The sequence below is a fragment of the Janthinobacterium amylolyticum genome (genome assembly GCF_051380655.1).
In the GTDB taxonomy this organism is placed as follows: Bacteria; Pseudomonadota; Gammaproteobacteria; order Burkholderiales; family Burkholderiaceae_D; genus Janthinobacterium.
This window is the reverse complement of record NZ_JBNYXL010000016.1, coordinates 1-18324: the sequence shown is the minus strand read 5'-3', so window position 1 is coordinate 18324 and position 18324 is coordinate 1. Positions and strand designations below refer to the sequence as shown.

Genomic DNA, 18324 nt, shown 5'->3' with positions numbered 1-18324 from the left:
AGAAGCGCAACCGTACTTGGTACGGAGGCGCCGCGCCGGTGCGCATCGCAGGCCGCCTATACCGACGCGCAGCAGCTTAGGCCATGCGTCCTCAGACAGGGGTTTTGAAGATGGGATCGACGATGAACTGCTGCGCCTTGATGCGCAAGGTGCGCTCCTCGTCCAGCTCGGCGCGCGTTTCGCCCAGCTCTTCGCGCTCCGCTTCCAGTTCCAGGCGCGCGGCGGCCAGTTCCGTTTCCACGCGCGTCAGGCTTTCCAGCTTCAGCTGGGCCTGGATCAATTCGGCACGCGCCGCTTCGGCAGCTTCTTCCAGGCGAGGAATGCCTTCGAGTTTGAATTGCGCCTTGGCCAGGTCCATGCGCGCCTGCTCGGCCGCCTCTTCCAGGCGTGGCAAGCCTTCCAGGCGCAGCTGCGCCTTGGCCAGGTCCGTGCGGGCCTGGTTTGCCACTTGACGCTCGCGCTCGAGTTCCTCGCGCAGGGTTTCCAGCTCGCCTGCCTGCAGGTCGAGCAGCTCTTGCTGGCGCTCGTTCTCGCTGGCCAGGTCCATCAATTCCTGTTGATTGTCATTCATCTCGGCTTCATGCGCGCTGTGGCTGGCGCTCAATTCCTGTCCTACATAATCGAGGATGGCTTGCTGCAGCACGGGCGACAGTTGGGCCGCAGCCGCGATCTGGCGCTGCGCACCGGCCTTGCGGCGTTGCAGGAGCTTGCTGATGGTGCCCAGGCAGGCGCCATTGCCCAGCCGCTCGCGCAGCGCGCGCACCGTGATGGCCAGGCCTTCGGCCGCCATCGCTTCCATTGCCGCATTGATCTGTTCCGCGCTTACTTTTGCCATGTTGTCTACTCTTGAATGTTGCCGGGGGCCATCTTGCTCAGGGGCATCATCTTATGCCAGCGGCGGCAAAGCGTAAAGTATTTCTCAATAGAAATTGCAATTGCACAACGTGACATTGTGCAAACATGCGGCATGCGCTGCGTCAGTCTTCCAGCAAGCCGTTTTCCGTCAGCATGTCCTGCACCAGTTCCAGGCGCAGCACGGGATTGTCCTGGCTCAGCAAAAGCTGCTTTTGCATGGCGTTCAGCGACAGCAGTTCGCACCAGCGGTTCGCCACCCAGCCGCACTCGTCGAGCCGGTACGGCGGCTGCAGCGGCATTTGCTCGGGTGGAATCTTTTGCTCCTGCAAGGTGCGTATCAGCGCGCCGAGCGCATCGGCCACGTTCTGCTGCTCCTGGGGAATGGGAATGGCCTTGTCGGGCGCCAAGGTTTCAATCTGCGCCGTCCACAGGCCGTGCTTCAGCTGTGCGCTGGAGACGATGTGGAAGCGCTGCATGCCCATGCATTTGATTTGCAGCAAGCCCGACAGCGGCGCGGCCCAGTCGATGACGCGCGCCAGGGTGCCCACGGGTGCCAGCGTTTCCAGCTGGCCCGGCTTGCGCACTTCCGTGCCGTCCAGCAGCTGGACCACGCCGAACGGCTGCTCGCCCATGATGCACTTGCGTATCATGTCCAGGTAGCGCACCTCGAAGATCTGCAGGGGCAGATAGCCATCGGGATACAGCACCGTATTGAGCGGGAACAAAGGTATCGAGGTCATAGGCGCATGATGGCACGAATGGCATATCCGTGCTGCGCGCCTTGCACCTGCCGATTATTTGTAGAAGCGGCGCTTTTTCGCTCTCTCTGCCGCCTTCGGTGCCAGCACTTTCACGGCCTTCTTCTGGATGGTGCCGCCGGCCGACGTGCCTGGCACGCGGTGTTCCGCCTCGTAACCCGGCTCCTCATGGCGCTTGAGGGTTTGCCGCGTCAGCGCTTCCACGGCCGACAGCAATTCCACCTCGTCGGCGCAGACCAGCGATACCGCTTCGCCCGAGGCGCCCGCGCGGCCCGTGCGGCCGATGCGGTGGATATAGTCTTCGGCCACCGTGGGCAAGTCGAAATTGACGACGATCGGCAACTGGTCGATATCCAGGCCGCGGGCGGCCACGTCGGTGGCCACCAGCACTTGCACCTCGGCCGCCTTGAAACGGGCCAGCGCACGAAGGCGGTTGGGCTGGGTCTTGTCGCCGTGGATCGAATCGGCGCGCAGACCCTGCTCCAGCAAGGTCGCCACCAGTTGCTCGACGCCCTTGCGCGTCTTGACGAAGACCAGTACCTGGCCCCAGCGCTTCTTCTTCAGCAGGTGCAGGAACAGTTCCGGCTTGCGTTTCTTGTCGCACACGATCACCGACTGCTTCACGGCTTTCACCGTGCTGTTGCGCGCGCTCACCTCCACCGAAACGGGGTCCTTGAGCATGGTTTTCGCCATGGCGCGGATGGCGTCCGAGAAGGTGGCCGAGAACAGCAGGGTCTGGCGCTGCTTGGGCATGGTCATCAGCAGCAAATCGAGTTCGCGCTCGAAGCCCAGGTCGAGCATGCGGTCGGCTTCGTCCAGCACCAGGGTCTGCACCTGCTCGAATTTCACGGCGCCCTGCGTCTGCAAGTCCAGCAAGCGGCCCGGCGTGGCCACCAGCACGTCGAGGCCCTTGCGCAGTTTGCTGATCTGCGGCTCGATGGGCACGCCGCCGTAGGCGACAAAACTGCGCAGCGGCAAGTTGCCGCCATAGCTGCGGAAGCTGGCATACACTTGCTCGGCCAGTTCGCGCGTGGGCACGAGCACCAGCACGCGCACGCACTGGGGCGCCACCACGCCTTCCAGGGTCAGGCGCTGCAACAGGGGAACGGCAAAGCCTGCCGTCTTGCCCGTGCCCGTCTGGGCAGCGGCCATCAGGTCGCGCCCGGCCAGCACGGCGGGAATCGCCTGCGCCTGCACGGGCGTGGGCTTGGCATAGCCAAGCTCATCGAGTTTGCGGACCAGGGGATCGATCAGGCCGAGGGAGGAAAACGTCATGGGGAAAGCAATCTTGGCAAAGTAAAAGGCGGCGCGCACGGACAGGCCGTGCGCGCGATTGCCGAGATTATAGGCCAGCGGGGGTGCCGGCCGGGATTTTCATCGGCAAGGCACGGCGCTCAGAACTTCATTTCCATGGTCGCGCGCGCCTGCGGCGAAGTGGGCGACACGCCCGTGCGGGCAATCGTGCCGCTGGCATCCGTGTAGTAGGTATTGCTTTCAAAATCTTGCGCCAGCAAATTCGACACGGCCACGCGCAACTGGTTCTTCGCATCGAATTTCCACACGGCATACAGGTCGAGGTCGCGGCGCGGCGACGTATAGGCGCTTTGGCGCTCCGTGATGCGCACGGGGCCGCCTGTACGGAAGTTGAAGCTGCCTCCCGTGCTCAGGACGCCATCGGGTGTCTTGTAGTCGAGCCCGACATTGCCGCTAAGGGGCGTCTGCTGGTCGAGCCGGTTGTTCGGCCCCGGCACATGCTCCACCTGCGACCAGTTGCGGCTGATGCTGGCCCGTAGGTCGAGCGCCGGCACGGGTGCGGCCAGCACGGCGCGCAGGGGGAACTTCGCCTCCAGTTCCAGTGTCTGAGTATTTGCGCGGCCATCGTTGATGGGCGTGGAGACCCAGCGTTCATCGATGAACAGCAAGCCTTGGCGCGTGTAGCCGTCAATGCGGCGGGCCGAGGCGCGCGCGCTGAGCAAGGCGCCTTCGGCCCAGTAATGTTCGTACGAGGCATCGAGGCCCAGCGCCAGCTCCGGTTTCAAGTTTGGATTGCCGACCCGGTCAGGATCCGTCTGGCTATTGTTCGTGGCAATACTACGGCGCGGGATCAGGTTGGACGTGGACGGCGACTTGTAAGTGCGCGTCAGGGCCAGGCGTACCTGGTCGCCCTTGGTATCGGGCAGCTTCCACAGGGTTTGCAGCAGCGGACTCCAGACGCTGCTGCGCTGCTGCACGGCGTCAAAGGTGTCGCCCGCGCTGCGCGTGTCGATGCCTTCCCAGCGCAGGCCCGCATACATGGACCAGCGCGGCGTGATATCCCATTCATCCTGCGCATACACGGCCAGGAGCTTGATATCGGCATCGAAATGCTCATCGCTGTTCACGGGTGGCTGGCCGCCCGGCAACGCTTGCTCGCGCTGGCGGCGCGCTTCCTCGCGCTGGCTGACGGTGCCATCCCAGCCCATGGACAGCGCGTGGCCCGGCATCCACGGCGTGGAATACTTGCCGGTGGACGACAGGCTGCTGTAGCTCGCCTTGACGCGCACCTTGCGGTCCAGCGCCAGCCCCATGCCATCGATATAGCCGAGCGGATGGCTGTCGGCCGTGTTGCTGGTGGCGCTGGCCCGTACGCCCAGTTCCAGCCTGGCGCCGCCTTCAAGCTTGTGCACCCAGCTCAGGTCCGTCCGGCCAAAAACAAAGTCATTGCCCGACGTGCCATCATTGGTGTCGTATTCGGGCCGCGCGCCCAGCAGCGTCTCGGTCAGGTTATGGCTGCGGTTCTCGCTGCGTCCGGCATTCAGGAAAAACTGCGCCGTCAGGCTGTCGCCGTCCGCGTAGGCCCAGTTCAAGCGGGGCGACAGATTGATGCCGTCGGAACGGCCATGGCCCGTGCCGGTAATGCGGCGCAGCAGGTTTTGCCGGCCATCGGGCAAATAGCCGAGGTCCAGCGCCGGCTTGTCGACGGGATTATCGTACTGATAATCGTAGCGGTAGAACGAGGCGGCCAGCGAATACGAAAAAATGCCGTCCTTGTCCGACCATTGCAGATTGCCATTGCTGGAAAACGCATCGCGGCCGCCGCCCGCGCCCAGTTTCACGTCGCGCTGCGCCGTCTTCACGGCTTTCTTCAGCACCACATTGATCGTGCCGGCGATCGACTGCGTGCTGTACTCGGCGCTGGCAGCATGCAGGATTTCGATGCGCTCGATGACGTCGGGCGACAGGGTGTCGAGCGAAAAACCGGCCGGTGCCCGTTCGCCATTGAGCAGGATTTGCGTGTAGCCGCTGCCCAGGCCGCGCATGCGGATTTCCCCGCCCGGGCGCCCCGCCGCGCCCGTGACGGTAATGCCGGGCAGGCGCTTGAGCACGTCGGTGACATTCGTATCGCCATACTTGAGGATTTCCTCGCTGCTGACGATCATCTTGCTGGCCGTGTCGTCACGTCGCGGGTCATAGCCGCCCTTCACTTCCACCGTCTGCATGGCAGGCGCGGCTGCCTTATCGGCCTTGGCTGGTGCGGCGCTCAGGCCATCGGCGGCGGAGGTTTCGGACTGCTGGGCATGGACATGGCAGGCAAACAGGACGGCGGAGGCAACAACGGTGAGACGGAACGAACGGCGTGGCATCATGGCTGGGCTGAAAAGTGAACTGAATAAAAATAGCTAAAAAGCAAAAAACTGGCAGCTGTATTTTGCGGCAATTTTGCCCGTATGGCATGGCTTCCCGAAAATATTTCTTATGGAAAATTAAATTTGGCAAGAGCACAGGAAAGCTGTGTCTCATGCGGTTCGTATCATTGCGCGCCACATCGCCGCTATAATGCGTTTTCGCCATTATTCCGATCATCCCGTCAAAGGCTTCCCATCGTGTCTGACCGTCTTGCCGTCCTGCCCCAATATCTGCTTCCAAAAGGAGCGTTGACCAACTTCGCCGGCCGCATCGCCGGCGCCAAGGGCGGTGCCATGACCACGCGGCTGATCCGCTGGTTCGTCGGCCGCTACAACGTCAACATGGATGAGGCGCTGGACCCGGACATCACGCACTACACCAGCTTCAACGACTTTTTCACGCGCGCGCTGCGCCCCGATGCCCGTCCGCTGGCCAAGGCCGACTACGTCTGCCCCGTCGACGGCCGCATCAGCCAGTTCGGCACGATCGACAAGGACCAGATCTTCCAGGCCAAGGGCCACAACTTCAGCACCACGGCCCTGGTCGGCGGCGATGCGGCCCTGGCGGCCCAGTTCGAGCACGGCAGCTTCGCCAACCTGTACCTGAGCCCGCGCGACTACCACCGCATCCACATGCCGTGCGACGGCCGTTTGACGCGCATGATTTATGTGCCCGGTGAACTGTTTTCCGTCAACCCGACGACGGCGCGCGGCATTCCCGGCCTGTTCGCCCGCAACGAGCGCGTCGTCTGCGTGTTCGACACGGCCAACGGCCCATTCGTCATGACCCTGGTCGGCGCTACCATCGTCGGCAGCATGGCCACCGTCTGGCACGGCGTCGTCAATCCGCCCCGCACCGGTGAGATCCGCGACTGGAGCTATGCGAACGACAATGTCGTGCTGAAACAGGGCGAAGAACTGGGCCGCTTCCTGCTCGGTTCCACCGTCGTCATGCTGTTCCCGAAAGACACCGTGCAATTCAACGCCAGTTGGCAACCAGCCGGCCCCGTGCAGCTGGGCGAAGTCATGGGCAACCTGCCCAAGTAAGCCAACGCGACGCGCCTACACGGGCGCGTCCGTTTTGTACATCTCCTCCATCAAGTCCAGGAACGCGCGCGTCTTGGCCGGCATCAAGCGCCGGCCGGGAAACACGGCCCAGCCCGTGACCAGCGGGAAACTCCATTCCGGCAACACGCGCACCAATTCCCCCGTCGCCACATACGCCTTGGCAAAGCGGTCCGTGCTGGCCGCGATGCCCACACCCGTGCACGCCATGCGCACCAGCAATTCCGGCGAGTTGGCCAGCAGGCGCACAGGCAAGTCGCGCTCCCACGTCGTCTTGCCACGTATCAAAGTCCAGTGCACGAGGCCATGCACGGCCCTTGGCAAACTCAGCAGATCGTGGCCATACAGATCATCGGGATGCTCGGGCAAGCCGTGCACGCTCGTGTATTGCGGCGAGGCGTACAGGGCCAAGGTGCTGAAGGCCACGCGGCGCGCCGACAGGCTGGCATCGTCGGGCAGGTTGCCCATGCGGATGGCCAGGTCGAAGTTCTCTTCCAGCAAATCCACCCGGCGCGCCGACAAGTCCAGTTCCAGCGAAATGGCCGGATAGCGGCGCACGAACTCGGCCAGCACCTGGCGCATCAGCGCGTCGCCGAAGTCGGCCGGCATGGAAATGCGCAGCAAGCCGCTGGGGCCGGCCTGGCGGTGCTGCGCCAGTGCGCCGGCCGCCTCCGTTTCTTCCACCACCTTGCGCGCATGCTCGAGCAGGCTGGCGCCAAACTCCGTCAGCGCCAGCTTGCGCGTCGTGCGCAGCAGCAGGCGCTCGCCCAATCTGGCTTCCAGCTGCGAAATGCGCCGCGACAGGGTCGACTTGGGAAAGTCCACGCGCACGGCGGCGCGACTGAAACTGCCGCATTCGACGACGCGGGCAAACAGCAACAAATCTCCGGGATCGATATCCATACTTTTGATTGTTCCATGAGTGGATTAATGTTATCCATTTTAACGGCTTCCGCATCAATTTTGGAATTGCTATAGTTCATCCATCGCAAGACACCTCACAACGGAGAAAACAAGATGAACATCCTGCAAATCAATTCCAGCGCCCGCAGCACCGGTTCCGCCTCGACCCGCCTGGCTGACGCCATCGTCTCCCGCGTACAAGCAGCCAACCCTGGCGCCGCCCTCGTGCGCCGCGACCTGGCCGCCGCACCGCACCCCGTGCTCGACGAGCCGACCCTGCAAGCGCTGTTTACCCCTGCCGATAACCGCACGCCGGAGCAAGCTGCCCGCATCGCCCTGGACGACGCCCTGATTGCCCAGGTACAAGCAGCTGACGTGATCGTCATCGGCGCGCCGATGTACAACTTCGGCATCACCGTGCAACTGAAAAGCTGGTTCGACGCGATCGCCCGCGCCAACGTCACCTTCAAGTACACGGAAAACGGCCCAGTTGGCCTGCTGAGCGGCAAGAAAGTCTATGTGGGCCTGTCCCGCGGCGGCTTGCACCGCGACAGCGCCAACGACAGCCAGGTGCCTTACCTGAACACCATGTTCGGCTTCCTGGGCATGACCGACGTGCAATATGTGTATTCGGAAGGCATGGGCATGGGTCCGGAAGCCGTGGCCAAGGCGCAAGCACAGGCGGACGCCGAGATCAACGCCATCCTGGTGTAATGCACGTACCAAGCTGCGGTCAGACGGAGACGCCGAGTTCCGGCGGGTCTGACCCAAAACAGGAGAGAACAATGAGCGATATCATCACCGTCAACAAGGCACGCGCCGTCGAGCGCGTGATCGCCGGCCAAGCCGTCATGGATGGCGCCGGCGTGAAGATCAACCGCGTGCTGACGCAGCAGCTGCAGCGCCGGCTCGACCCGTTCCTGATGCTTGACAATTTCGCCAGCGACAAGCCGAACGACTATATCGCCGGCTTCCCAGAGCATCCGCACCGTGGCTTCGAAACGGTCTCGTACATGATCACGGGGCGCATGCGCCACAAGGACAGCGCGGGCAACGAAGGCTTGCTGACTTCGGGCGGCGTGCAATGGATGACGGCCGGCAGCGGCGTGATCCACTCGGAAATGCCGGAACAGGAAGAAGGCGTGATGGAAGGATTCCAGCTGTGGCTGAACCTGCCCGCGCGCGACAAGATGCGCACGCCGTGGTACCGCGATTTCACGAGCAGCGAGATTCCCCGCTACACGACGGACGCGGGTGTGGCCGTGCAAGTGATCGCCGGCGAGAGCCATGGTGTGACGGGCGCCGTGCAGCGCGAGCTGACGGAACCGCTGTACCTGGATATCGACCTGCCGCCAGGCACCAGCTTCGAGCAGCCGCTGCCGGAAGGGCATAACGCTTTCATCTACACCTTCCGTGGCGAAGTGCAGGTCGACGGCAAGGCCGTGCCCGCCCTGCGCATGGTCATTTTCAGCAATACGCCAGGGGCCGACGGCGTGCGCATCGAAGCGCCCGCAGGCGGCCGCGTGATACTCATCGCCGGCAAGCCGCTGAACGAGCCGATCGCGCAGTACGGTCCGTTTGTCATGAATACCCAGGCGGAAGTGTTCCAGGCCGTGCAGGACTTCCGTGAAGGCAAGTTTGGTGAAACGGCCGCACAGTAACACCATGTGCTTCAAGAAAAACCTGCAGCGCCGCAAGGCCTGCAGGTTTTTTTATGCGCAGGCTGTTTTGTTGCTTTTCAATTACACTGACGGCAAGTTCATTTCACGAAGCATGCCATGCAGCCGACGCACGACAGTACCGAACACGACGCCGCCCATTTGCACGCGCATTTGAAAGGCGACGCCAAGCATACCCACTCGTTCGAGGGGCGCAGCCAGAGCATCCTCGCGTGGGCGCTGGGCCTGACCCTGTCATTCGCCGGCATCGAAGTCATCGCCGGCTTCATGTCCAATTCGCTGGCGCTGATTTCCGACGCGGGCCACATGGTCACGGACGCGGCCGCCCTGGGCCTGGCCCTGCTGGCGCAGCTCATCGCGCGCCGCCCGCCCTCGCCGCGCCACTCGTTCGGCTTTGGCCGCGCCGAAGCGCTGGCCGCCTTTGTCAACGGCCTGGCCATGCTGTGCGTGGTGGGCTGGATCTGCTATGAAGCCGTGCAGCGTTTTTCCACGCCGCAAACCGTGCAAGGCGGCATAGTCTTCGTCGTCGCCTTCATCGGCCTGGCCATCAACCTGGTGGTGGCGTGGGTCCTGTCGAAGGACAAGCAGAGCGTCAACACGCGCGCCGCCCTCGTCCACGTGATGGGCGACTTGCTCGGTTCCGTCGCCGCCATTGTCGCCGGCGCCGTGATTTACTTCACGGGCTGGATGCAGATCGACCCGCTGTTGTCGGTGCTGGTGTCCCTGCTGATCCTGAAATCCACCTTCGGGGTATTGAAAGAGTCGTACCACTTCCTGATGGAAGGCGTGCCGATGCACATCGACTACCTCCAGGTGGGCGCGGACGTGGAGCAAGTGGACGGCGTGATTGCCGTGCACGACCTGCATGTGTGGGACATGTCGCCAGGCCAGCCGGCCCTGATCGGCCACGTGGAAATCGAACACCTCGACCATTGGCCGAAGGTCTTGCGGGCGATCAAGAAGATGTTACTGAGCAAGCATGGCATCGACCACATTACCTTGCAGCCGGAGACGGCCACGATGGCGGGCTTGCACGAAAACACCTGATCAAACCTACTGCGCGTCGCGCTTTGCGGCCGGCGATGCTCACCGTGCTTCAGCACGGTTGCGCTTCTCGGCCACAAATCACTGACGCTCGCTACGGTTTTATCAGGTGTTGTTACTCTGGACAACCCCAAAAGCGCTAGCTGCGACGGGCCTCAAGCACCCCGCTCACGTCTTTAATTACATTCAGCGCCTTCAACAGCTGCGCCGTCGAGCTGATCTCGGCCGTAAACGTCATGCGGGCCTGGCCCTTGGCGCTTTGGGTGTTGACGCCGATAACGTTGATTTTCTCGCGCGAAAAGATTTCGGAGATGTCACGCAGCAAGCCCTGGCGGTCGCCGGCGAGAATGAAGATGTCGACCGGATACACCGTGTCGTGGCCGCCCGTGCTGCCCCACTCCGTGAAGATCACGCGTTCGGGCGCCTTGGCGCGCATTTCCTCGAAGTTCTTGCAGGTGGCGCGGTGAATGGAGACGCCCTTGCCGCGCGTGACGAAGCCGACGATGCTGTCCGGCGGCGCCGGCTTGCAGCACTTGGCCAGCACCGTCATCAGGCCTTCGGTCCCCACCACCAGCACGCCGGACTTGGCGCCCTGCTCCACGCTGGAGGCGCGGCTCTTGCCCACCAGCACGGCGTCTTCCGGCACCACCACTTCGCCATTGTCATGCAGCGCCTGCTCCACGTGGCGCAGGCTGAATTCATCCTTGCCCACCGACAGGAACAGCTCGTCTACTTTGGCAAAGCCCAGCTTTTGCGCCAGCGCTTCGAGGTTGACGGCCGTCTTGCCTTCGCGCTGCAGGGATTTCTCCACCAGCGCGCGGCCGTGGGCCAGGGTTTCCTGCATGTCGATGGCGTGGAACCAGGCGCGGATCTTCGAGCGCGTGCGCGTGCTGACGGCGTAACCGGCGCTGAGCCAGTCGCGCGACGGCCCGGCCGTGCCAGGCGCGCCCTTGGCCGTGATGATTTCGCAGGTCTGGCCGTTCTTCAGTTGCGTATTCAGGGGCACCATGATGCCGTCGACCTTGGCGCCGCGGCAGCGGTGGCCCACGTCCGTATGCAGGTGGTAGGCAAAATCGACGGGTGTGGCGCCGACGGGCAACTCCAGCACGCGCGCTTGCGGCGTCATGACGAAGATGCGGTCGTCCAGGGTGGCGGATTTGAGCTTTTCCACCCATTCGCGCTGGATTTCTTCCTGGCCCACGACGGCGTCGGCCACCTCGGTTTTCCAGGCCAGCAACTGGCGCAGCCAGGCGATCTTTTCGTCGTACTTCTGGCCGGCAAAGTTCGAGCCGCCCTCTTCCTTGTAGCGCCAGTGCGCGGCCACGCCGTATTCGGCAAAGCTGTGCATTTCATTCGTGCGGATTTGCACTTCCAGCGGCCGACCATCCTCGGCCGTCACCACCGTGTGCAGCGACTGATAACCGTTGGGTTTCGGCCGCGAAATGTAATCGTCGAATTCTTTCGGGATGGGGGTCCAGATATTGTGGACCACGCCCAGCACCGTGTAGCAGGTTTTCACATCGGCAACGATGACGCGGAAGGCGCGCACGTCGTACAGGGCAGTAAAGTCCAGCTCCTTACCGCGCATCTTGTTCCAGATGCTGTAAATGTGTTTCGGGCGGCCAAACACTTCCGCCTGGATACCGGCCGAAGCCAGTTCCGTCTGCAGGCGCAAAATCGCCGAGGACACGAAGCCCTCGCGCATCATGCGCTTTTCTTCCAGCATCTTGGCGATGCGTTTATACGCTTCCGGCTCGATGAAGCGGAACGACAAATCCTCCAGTTCCCATTTCAGCTGCCAGATGCCGAGGCGGTTGGCCAGCGGCGCGTACAGGTCGAGCGTTTCCTTGCCATATTCACGCGTCATTTCATTGAAAAGTTTTAATTCAGCGAAATAACGCAAGGTCGTCACGCAGGCTGCCAGGCGCACCAGCACGACACGCATGTCGGATGCCATCGCCAGCAGCATCTTGCGCAAGGTTTCCACCTGGGCCACGGCTTGCTGCGCCGCATTCTTGCCGCGTCCGCCAGCGCTGCCGTGCTGCGCCTGGGTCAGCGCGCGCAAACGGATCAGCTGGCGCACGCCGGTGGCCAGGTCGCACACCTGCTTGCCGAAGCGCGGCTCGATATCGGCCGCGGTGTCCGGCTCGAGCAGGGTCAGCTCGAACATCAGGCCGGCGATGCGCGTTTCCGCATCGCTGCGCAGGAATGCCAGGGTGGTGGCCACGCCGATGGCGAAGTCCAGCGCGGAGCGTCCGGCAAAGGTCAGCTTGTCGCCATAGGCTTCGGTGGCATACGCAAGCGCGTCCAGCACGCGCGCGCTGTCCGGCGCACTCAGCCCCTCTACCAGTTGTTCCGAGGTGGCGCTGTTCGGGGCCGAGATGGAAACCATGTATTACCTTATCAACTAGAAAACTTAACTGCTTAACGCTCTGCAGCGATGATGACGATTTCAACCAGGCAAGCCGGATTGGCCAGCTTGGCTTCCACCGTGGCGCGCGGCGGCGTATGGCCGGAGGCGACCCAGTCATCCCACACTTCATTCATGCCGGCAAAATCCTTCATGTCGGCGATGTAGATCTGGCAGGACAGGATGCAAGTCTTGTCGCTGCCCGCTTCCATCAGCAAACGGTCGACGTGGCCCAGCACTTCGCGCGTCTGGCCGACGATGCCCTGCGTGGTGTCTTCCGCGATCTGGCCAGCCAGGTAGATGGTGTTGTTGTGGATGGCTACTTCGGAGAGGCGTTTGCCTACGTGCAGTCGTGTAATTTCCATGCTTTTACTTTCGGTTGTTTCAAAATCTGTACAGCGGTATTTCTGATTACTTGCCCAGCAAAAACTTGCGCGCGATGGCGATCTGGTCGTCGTGGACGAAGGTGGGCGCGTGGCCCACGCCTTCGATTTCCACCAGCTGCGCCTTCGGCCCACGGCCCAGCATCAGCGTGGCCGTCTCGTGCGACAGCAGATCGGATTCCGACCCGCGCACCAGCAAGGTGGGGCAGCGCACGGCATCATACGCGGCCCACAGCATGGCTTCGTCGCTGGCCGCCGATTCCGGCGTGGCCGAGCGGAATGGCATGGCCAGTCCCATATCATAGTGGCGGCGCCAGTGGCCATCCTTATCCTGGCGCAGCACATCCACCGCCAGTTTATGCCATTCGGCGTCCGTGTGCGGGCCGAAGCTGGCGGACACGTCGCGCACAAACCTGGCACCCTGCTCGAACGTCTCGAAACGCAGGTCCTGGCCGATGTAGTCGCCGATGCGCTGCAAGGCTTCCGGCGCCAGGGTCGGGCCGATGTCGTTCAAGACCAGCTTGCTGATCGGGCTGTCCGGCAAGGATGCCAGGCCCAGGCCGATCAAGCCGCCCATCGAGGTGCCGAACCAGTCCACCGTCTGGCGTTCGCCATTGGCCAGCACGCGGGCCAGCAGGGTCACCATGTCGCTCACGTATTGCGGCACGCGGTAAAACTGCGGATTGGCCAGCCAGCCCGAGCGCCCGCGCCCCACCACATCCGGGCAGATGACGCGGTAATCGCTGGCCATGGCGCGCGCCAGGTTGTCGAAGTCGTCGGCCACGCGCGTCACGCCATGGGCGCAGACCAGCACGTTCGGATTATCGGCTGCGCCCCACTCCTTGTACGACATGCGGTGCAGGCCCGCCGGCGAGATGCATTGCACTGACTTGATGCTGGCTTCGATCATGCGATTCCTTAGCACGCCTGACAAAACCTGCTGCGCGCCGGTTTTGTCAGGCCTTGTATTTGGTAGTAAAAAACAAAGAAACCGGCAATTTGCCGGATGCCCCGCGCGTGACTCTTCGGCAGTGTAGCGCAGCGCGGGCAATGCTCCAAGCGCGCGGCTGAAATGCTGCGCCGCAGCACGCCAGTGCCACGTCGCGCATGGCGCAATACCCGATATAGCGAAAATGCATATCTGCGGTTATCCACAATTGAGCCGGCCTGCCGATGGGCGGATGATCGCAGCATCAACCCGCAAGAGGAGACCACTCGTGAAAAAACCATTCTATAAAATCCTGTACGTGCAGGTGCTGTTCGCCATCGTGGCTGGCGTGCTGCTGGGGGTGTTCTACCCTTCGAACGCCGTCGACATGAAACCGCTGGGCGACGGCTTTATCAAACTCATCAAGATGATCATCGCCCCGGTCATCTTCTGTACCGTGGTCTCCGGCATCGCCGGCATGCAGGACGTGAAGAAAATCGGCCGCGTGGGCGGCAAGGCGCTGCTGTACTTTGAAGTGGTCTCCACCTTCGCGCTGGCCATCGGTTTGCTGGTTGCCAACATCCTGAAACCGGGCGCCGGCTTCAACGCCGATCCGGCCCACCTGGATGCCAAGTCGATCGCGCAATACACGCACGCCGAAGGCATGTCGACGGTGGACTTCGTGATGAACATCATCCCGAAGACCTTCGTCGATGCGTTCGCCAAGGGCGACATCCTGCAAGTGCTCCTGATCGCCATCCTGTTCGGCTTCTCGCTGTCCCTGCTGGGTGAGCGCGGCCGTCCCGTCACCAAGCTGATCGACGAGCTGTCGCATGCCATCTTCGGCATGGTCAACATCATCATGAAAGTCGCCCCGATCGGCGCGTTCGGCGCCATGGCCTTCACCATCGGCAAATACGGCCTGGCATCGCTGATCCCGCTGGCCAAACTGATGGGCTCGTTCTACCTGACCTGCTTCCTGTTCGTCTTCGTCGTGCTGGGCCTGATCGCCAAGTACACGGGCTTTTCCATTGGCCGCTTCCTGCTGTACATCAAGGAAGAACTGCTGATCGTGCTGGGCACGAGCTCGTCGGAATCGGCCCTGCCGGCCCTGATGAAAAAACTCGAGCGCCTGGGCTGCTCCAAGCCGGTCGTCGGCCTGGTCGTGCCTACCGGCTACTCGTTCAACCTGGACGGCACCAACATCTACATGACCATGGCCGCCCTGTTCGTGGCACAGGCCACCAACACGGAACTGACGATCTGGCAGGAACTGACCATTCTGGGCGTGGCGATGCTGACCTCGAAAGGCGCCTCCGGCATCACCGGCGCCGGCTTCATCACCCTGGCCGCCACCCTGGCCGTGGTACCGACGATCCCCGTGGCCGGCATGGCGCTGATCCTGGGTATTGACCGCTTCATGAGCGAATGCCGCGCGCTGACCAATTTTGTCGGCAACGGCGTGGCCACCATCGTCGTGTCGAAATGGGAAAAAGAACTGGACATGGACAAGCTGCACAGCGAGCTGGCCAATCCTACCCATCCCGCCGATGACGCGTTTGTTGCACCAGCCGTAAATATCGTCAAGTAAGCGATACCTTACAGCTGGCATCCTCCTGAAAGCCCCGCAGATCACTCTGCGGGGCTTTTTTCATGCGCGCAGACTGCTGTTGACATCATCAACAAACAGTAAATCATCCATCAATATTTAGCACGATGATCAATTAATCGAAAACCATTACAGTACGCCCTACTGTTCACCGCCAGGCTCCCGCATAATGACATTGCGTTAATGCAAGCCTGACACCGAACCATCCACTTTTTGAATGGAGTACGTCATGTCCCTCTCGCCCGCCGTCTACGCCACCTGGAGCCCACGCCTGCTGGGCGTGCTGCGCATCATCCTCGGCTTCCTCTTCCTGCAACACGGCACGGCCAAGCTGTTCGGCGCGCCGCACGTGGCCATGTTTGACGGCCTGCAACTGTTTTCCCTGATGGGCGCGGCCGGCGTCATCGAACTGGTGGGCGGCACCCTGCTGCTGCTCGGACTGTTCACCCGCCCCGTCGCCTTCATCCTCTCGGGCCAGATGGCGGCCGCCTACTTCATCGCGCATGCGCCTGCCGGCTTCCTGCCGATCCTGAACGGCGGCGAAATGGCCGTGATGTACTGCTTCACCTTCCTGTACTTCGCGGCGGCAGGCGCCGGCGCCTACAGCCTGGACGGCTTGCGCGGCAAGTCCGGCGCATAAAAAAAGGGCGGACATCGCTGTCCGCCCTGCTCGCATACGACACTGCGCGTGCTTACACGGCGGAAACATCCAGTTCAGCGCCCGTGGCCGCCTGCACCTGCTCCTTGGTCACGCCCGGCGCCAGTTCCACCAGCTTCAGGCCGTTTTCCGTCACGTCGATCACGCCCAGGTCGCTGATGATGACATCGACCACGCCCACGCCCGTCAACGGCAGATCGCACTGCTTGAGCAGCTTGTGCGACGTCGTGCCATCCTTGGCCGTGGCCACGTGTTCCATCAGCACGACGACACGCTTGACGCCGGCGACCAGGTCCATCGCGCCGCCCATGCCCTTGACCATCTTGCCTGGAATCATCCAGTTCGCCAGGTCGCCCTTTTCCGACACTTGCATGGCGCCCAGGATGGCCAGGTTGATCTTGCCGCCACGAATCATGCCAAACGAGTCCGCCGAGCTGAAGTACGCAGCACCGGGCAAGGCCGTCACGGTCTGCTTGCCCGCATTGATCAGGTCGGCATCGACTTCGTCATCGGTCGGGAACGGGCCGATGCCCAGCAAACCGTTTTCCGACTGCAGGAATACCTCGATATTGTCCGGCACATAGTTGGCGACCAGGGTCGGCAAGCCGATGCCCAGGTTCACATAAAAGCCATCCTGCAGCTCTTTCGCCGCACGGGCGGCCATCTCATCTCTCGTCCAAGCCATTATCATCTCCTTCAATTTTCGTGGAACGCCTGTCCAAACCTACTGCGCGGCGCGCTTTGCGGCCTGCGATGCTCACCGTACTAAAGTACGGTTGCGCTTCTTAGCCACAAATCACTGCCGCTCGCTACGGTTTTGCCATGCGTAATCTTCTATTTATTAGTCGGTGCGCACGGTGCGCTGCTCGATGCGTTTTTCCGGGTTCGCGTTGACCACGATGCGGTGCACGAAAATGCTCGGCGTGTGGACCTGGTCCGGGTCGATTTCGCCCACTTCGACCAGTTTTTCCACTTCGACGATGGTGATCTTGCCGGCCATGGCCACGTTCGGGTTGAAATTGCGCGCCGTCTTGCGGTAGACCAAGTTGCCAGCGCGGTCAGCCATGTAGGCTTTCACCAGGGACACATCGGCCACCAGGCTGCGTTCCATCACATATTGTTCGCCGTCGAATTCGCGCAGTTCCTTGCCGTCGGCAACGATGGTGCCCACGCCCGTCTTGGTGAAGAAGGCGGGAATGCCGGCGCCACCGGCGCGCAGTTTTTCGGCCAGGGTGCCTTGCGGCGTGAATTCCAGTTCCAGTTCGCCAGCCAGGTACTGGCGCGCGAATTCCTTGTTTTCACCCACGTAGGAGGCGATCATTTTCTTGATCTGGCGCGTGGTCAAGAGCTGGCCCAGGCCGAAGCCGTCCACGCCGGCATTATTTGAAATGGCCGTCAGGCCCGTCACGCCGGAATCGCGCAAGGCAGCGATCAGGGCTTCGGGAATGCCGCACAGGCCGAAGCCGCCGACGGCGATGGTCTGGCCATCTTGGACGATACCGGCCAGCGCCGAAGCGGCGTCAGGATAAACTTTATTCATGGGTGTCCCTCTATCTTTTGTTAAGCTTTGGTCTTGAGTCCATGACTCAGGCAGCGACTCAGCATAAAATACGCGAGTGGAAAGTACAATACCGTAGAACTACCGGCGCCGTGCCGGCAATCCCCCTGTGAGAGTGATACGCATCAGATGAACGCCGCGTCAGCCATCGATTATGAAAGCATCTTCCTGCACGCGCCCGTGGGCATGTGCATGTCGGAAAACCGCATCATGCGCAGCTGCAATGAAGCGCTGGCCGGCATGTTCGGTTACGCGCGCAGCGAACTCGACGGCCAGTCGTTCGAAGTACTCTACCCCACGCACGATGAATTCCTGCGCACCGGTGAACGCATCATCCCCATCATGAACGCCAAGGGGCGCTATTCGGACGAACGCATCATGCGCCGCGGTAATGGGGAACTGTTCTGGTGCCACGTCACGGGCCATGCCATGCTGTCGGCACAGCCGCTGGGCGCGGGCATCTGGACGTTCGAGGATGTCAGCGAGAAGCGTCCCGTGACGGCGGAACTGACGCCGCGCGAGCGCGAGATCGCCGCGCTGCTGGTGGAAGGCAAGACCAGCAAGCTGATCGCCCGCCAGATCGACCTCAGCCCCCGCACGGTGGAAATGCACCGCGCCAAGCTGATGCGAAAATTCGCCGCCTCGACGTCGTCCGAACTCGTGCACAAGCTGGTGGGACTGCAGCTGCCGCGCTAGGTGTGAAGTTGCAAGAGGTTATTCTGGCCGGATCTGAGCCGTGACATTGGGGCTTTGCCAGCAATGCCCTGATGCGGCCGGTGCCAGTTGTAGTGATGGTTCCATTCTTTGAG

Annotated in this window: 17 protein-coding genes and 1 pseudogene; 7 read left to right on the top strand and 11 right to left on the bottom strand. The window is 62.3% G+C overall.

Annotated elements, in window-relative coordinates; all coding sequences use genetic code 11:
- Positions 1–91 precede the first annotated feature (91 nt).
- The 4 genes from ACQ4WR_RS26465 to ACQ4WR_RS26450 form a co-directional block, all read right to left on the bottom strand.
- Complete coding sequence (locus tag ACQ4WR_RS26465) at positions 92–835, bottom strand: DNA-binding protein (protein ID WP_436490951.1); 744 nt, start codon at positions 833–835, stop codon at positions 92–94.
- Between the two features lie 142 nt (positions 836–977).
- Entirely contained in the window at positions 978–1595 is a 618-nt protein-coding gene (locus tag ACQ4WR_RS26460) for an LON peptidase substrate-binding domain-containing protein (RefSeq protein WP_436490949.1), read from the bottom strand.
- A 54-nt stretch (positions 1596–1649) separates the two neighbouring features.
- Positions 1650–2888, bottom strand: coding sequence for a DEAD/DEAH box helicase (locus tag ACQ4WR_RS26455; protein ID WP_436490948.1), 1239 nt, complete (start codon positions 2886–2888; stop codon positions 1650–1652).
- Between the two features lie 119 nt (positions 2889–3007).
- Positions 3008–5239, bottom strand: coding sequence for a TonB-dependent receptor plug domain-containing protein (locus tag ACQ4WR_RS26450; protein ID WP_436490946.1), 2232 nt, complete (start codon positions 5237–5239; stop codon positions 3008–3010).
- Positions 5240–5476: 237 nt separating this feature from the next.
- Between ACQ4WR_RS26450 and asd the strand changes: the two genes are divergently transcribed.
- Positions 5477–6325: an archaetidylserine decarboxylase gene (gene asd, locus ACQ4WR_RS26445; RefSeq protein ID WP_436490944.1), complete on the top strand. Its 849-nt coding sequence runs from the start codon at positions 5477–5479 to the stop codon at positions 6323–6325.
- Positions 6326–6340: 15 nt separating this feature from the next.
- Here the strand turns inward: asd and ACQ4WR_RS26440 are convergent, their stop codons facing one another.
- On the bottom strand, positions 6341–7246 hold the full coding sequence (locus tag ACQ4WR_RS26440; RefSeq protein ID WP_436490942.1) for a LysR family transcriptional regulator: 906 nt from the start codon (positions 7244–7246) through the stop codon (positions 6341–6343).
- 114 nt (positions 7247–7360) lie between these two features.
- On the opposite strand from ACQ4WR_RS26440, the gene ACQ4WR_RS26435 reads away from it, so the two are divergent.
- The 3 genes from ACQ4WR_RS26435 to ACQ4WR_RS26425 all read left to right on the top strand — a co-directional run bounded on the left by ACQ4WR_RS26435 (position 7361) and on the right by ACQ4WR_RS26425 (position 9972).
- Positions 7361–7960, top strand: coding sequence for an FMN-dependent NADH-azoreductase (locus ACQ4WR_RS26435; protein WP_436490941.1), 600 nt, complete (start codon positions 7361–7363; stop codon positions 7958–7960).
- 71 nt (positions 7961–8031) lie between these two features.
- Positions 8032–8907, top strand: coding sequence for a pirin family protein (locus ACQ4WR_RS26430; protein WP_436490939.1), 876 nt, complete (start codon positions 8032–8034; stop codon positions 8905–8907).
- A gap of 117 nt (positions 8908–9024) precedes the next feature.
- Entirely contained in the window at positions 9025–9972 is a 948-nt protein-coding gene (locus tag ACQ4WR_RS26425; RefSeq protein WP_436490937.1) for a cation diffusion facilitator family transporter, read from the top strand.
- A gap of 136 nt (positions 9973–10108) precedes the next feature.
- Here the strand turns inward: ACQ4WR_RS26425 and ACQ4WR_RS26420 are convergent, their stop codons facing one another.
- From ACQ4WR_RS26420 to ACQ4WR_RS26410, 3 genes are read right to left on the bottom strand one after another with little or no spacing between them, the layout of a single operon-like run.
- Positions 10109–12361: a RelA/SpoT family protein gene (locus ACQ4WR_RS26420; protein WP_102294718.1), complete on the bottom strand. Its 2253-nt coding sequence runs from the start codon at positions 12359–12361 to the stop codon at positions 10109–10111.
- A gap of 32 nt (positions 12362–12393) precedes the next feature.
- The gene (locus ACQ4WR_RS26415) at positions 12394–12744 is read right to left on the bottom strand and encodes a RidA family protein (RefSeq protein WP_102294719.1); all 351 of its coding nucleotides are present in this window, start codon (positions 12742–12744) and stop codon (positions 12394–12396) included.
- A 46-nt stretch (positions 12745–12790) separates the two neighbouring features.
- Positions 12791–13672 (bottom strand): alpha/beta fold hydrolase, encoded by an 882-nt coding sequence (locus tag ACQ4WR_RS26410; protein WP_102294721.1) that lies wholly within the window; start codon positions 13670–13672, stop codon positions 12791–12793.
- 271 nt (positions 13673–13943) lie between these two features.
- Between ACQ4WR_RS26410 and ACQ4WR_RS26405 the strand changes: the two genes are divergently transcribed.
- Both ACQ4WR_RS26405 and ACQ4WR_RS26400 read left to right on the top strand, forming a co-directional pair.
- The gene (locus ACQ4WR_RS26405; RefSeq protein WP_258002983.1) at positions 13944–15281 is read left to right on the top strand and encodes a dicarboxylate/amino acid:cation symporter; all 1338 of its coding nucleotides are present in this window, start codon (positions 13944–13946) and stop codon (positions 15279–15281) included.
- Positions 15282–15528: 247 nt separating this feature from the next.
- Positions 15529–15939 carry a DoxX family protein gene (locus ACQ4WR_RS26400; protein WP_436490934.1) on the top strand — a complete coding sequence of 137 codons (411 nt, stop codon included), beginning with the start codon at positions 15529–15531 and terminating at the stop codon, positions 15937–15939.
- 52 nt (positions 15940–15991) lie between these two features.
- Here ACQ4WR_RS26400 and ACQ4WR_RS26395 read toward each other — a convergent pair whose 3' ends face one another.
- Together ACQ4WR_RS26395 and ACQ4WR_RS26390 are read right to left on the bottom strand one after the other, a co-directional pair.
- On the bottom strand, positions 15992–16642 hold the full coding sequence (locus tag ACQ4WR_RS26395) for a CoA transferase subunit B (protein ID WP_102294725.1): 651 nt from the start codon (positions 16640–16642) through the stop codon (positions 15992–15994).
- Between the two features lie 156 nt (positions 16643–16798).
- Entirely contained in the window at positions 16799–17497 is a 699-nt protein-coding gene (locus ACQ4WR_RS26390; protein ID WP_436490932.1) for a CoA transferase subunit A, read from the bottom strand.
- A gap of 147 nt (positions 17498–17644) precedes the next feature.
- On the opposite strand from ACQ4WR_RS26390, the gene ACQ4WR_RS26385 reads away from it, so the two are divergent.
- Entirely contained in the window at positions 17645–18211 is a 567-nt protein-coding gene (locus ACQ4WR_RS26385) for a PAS and helix-turn-helix domain-containing protein (RefSeq protein ID WP_102294728.1), read from the top strand.
- Here ACQ4WR_RS26385 and ACQ4WR_RS26380 read toward each other — a convergent pair.
- Positions 18208–18324 (bottom strand): annotated as a pseudogene (locus tag ACQ4WR_RS26380) (IS481 family transposase); the annotation flags it as partial. The gene ACQ4WR_RS26385 and the pseudogene ACQ4WR_RS26380 overlap by 4 nt on opposite strands.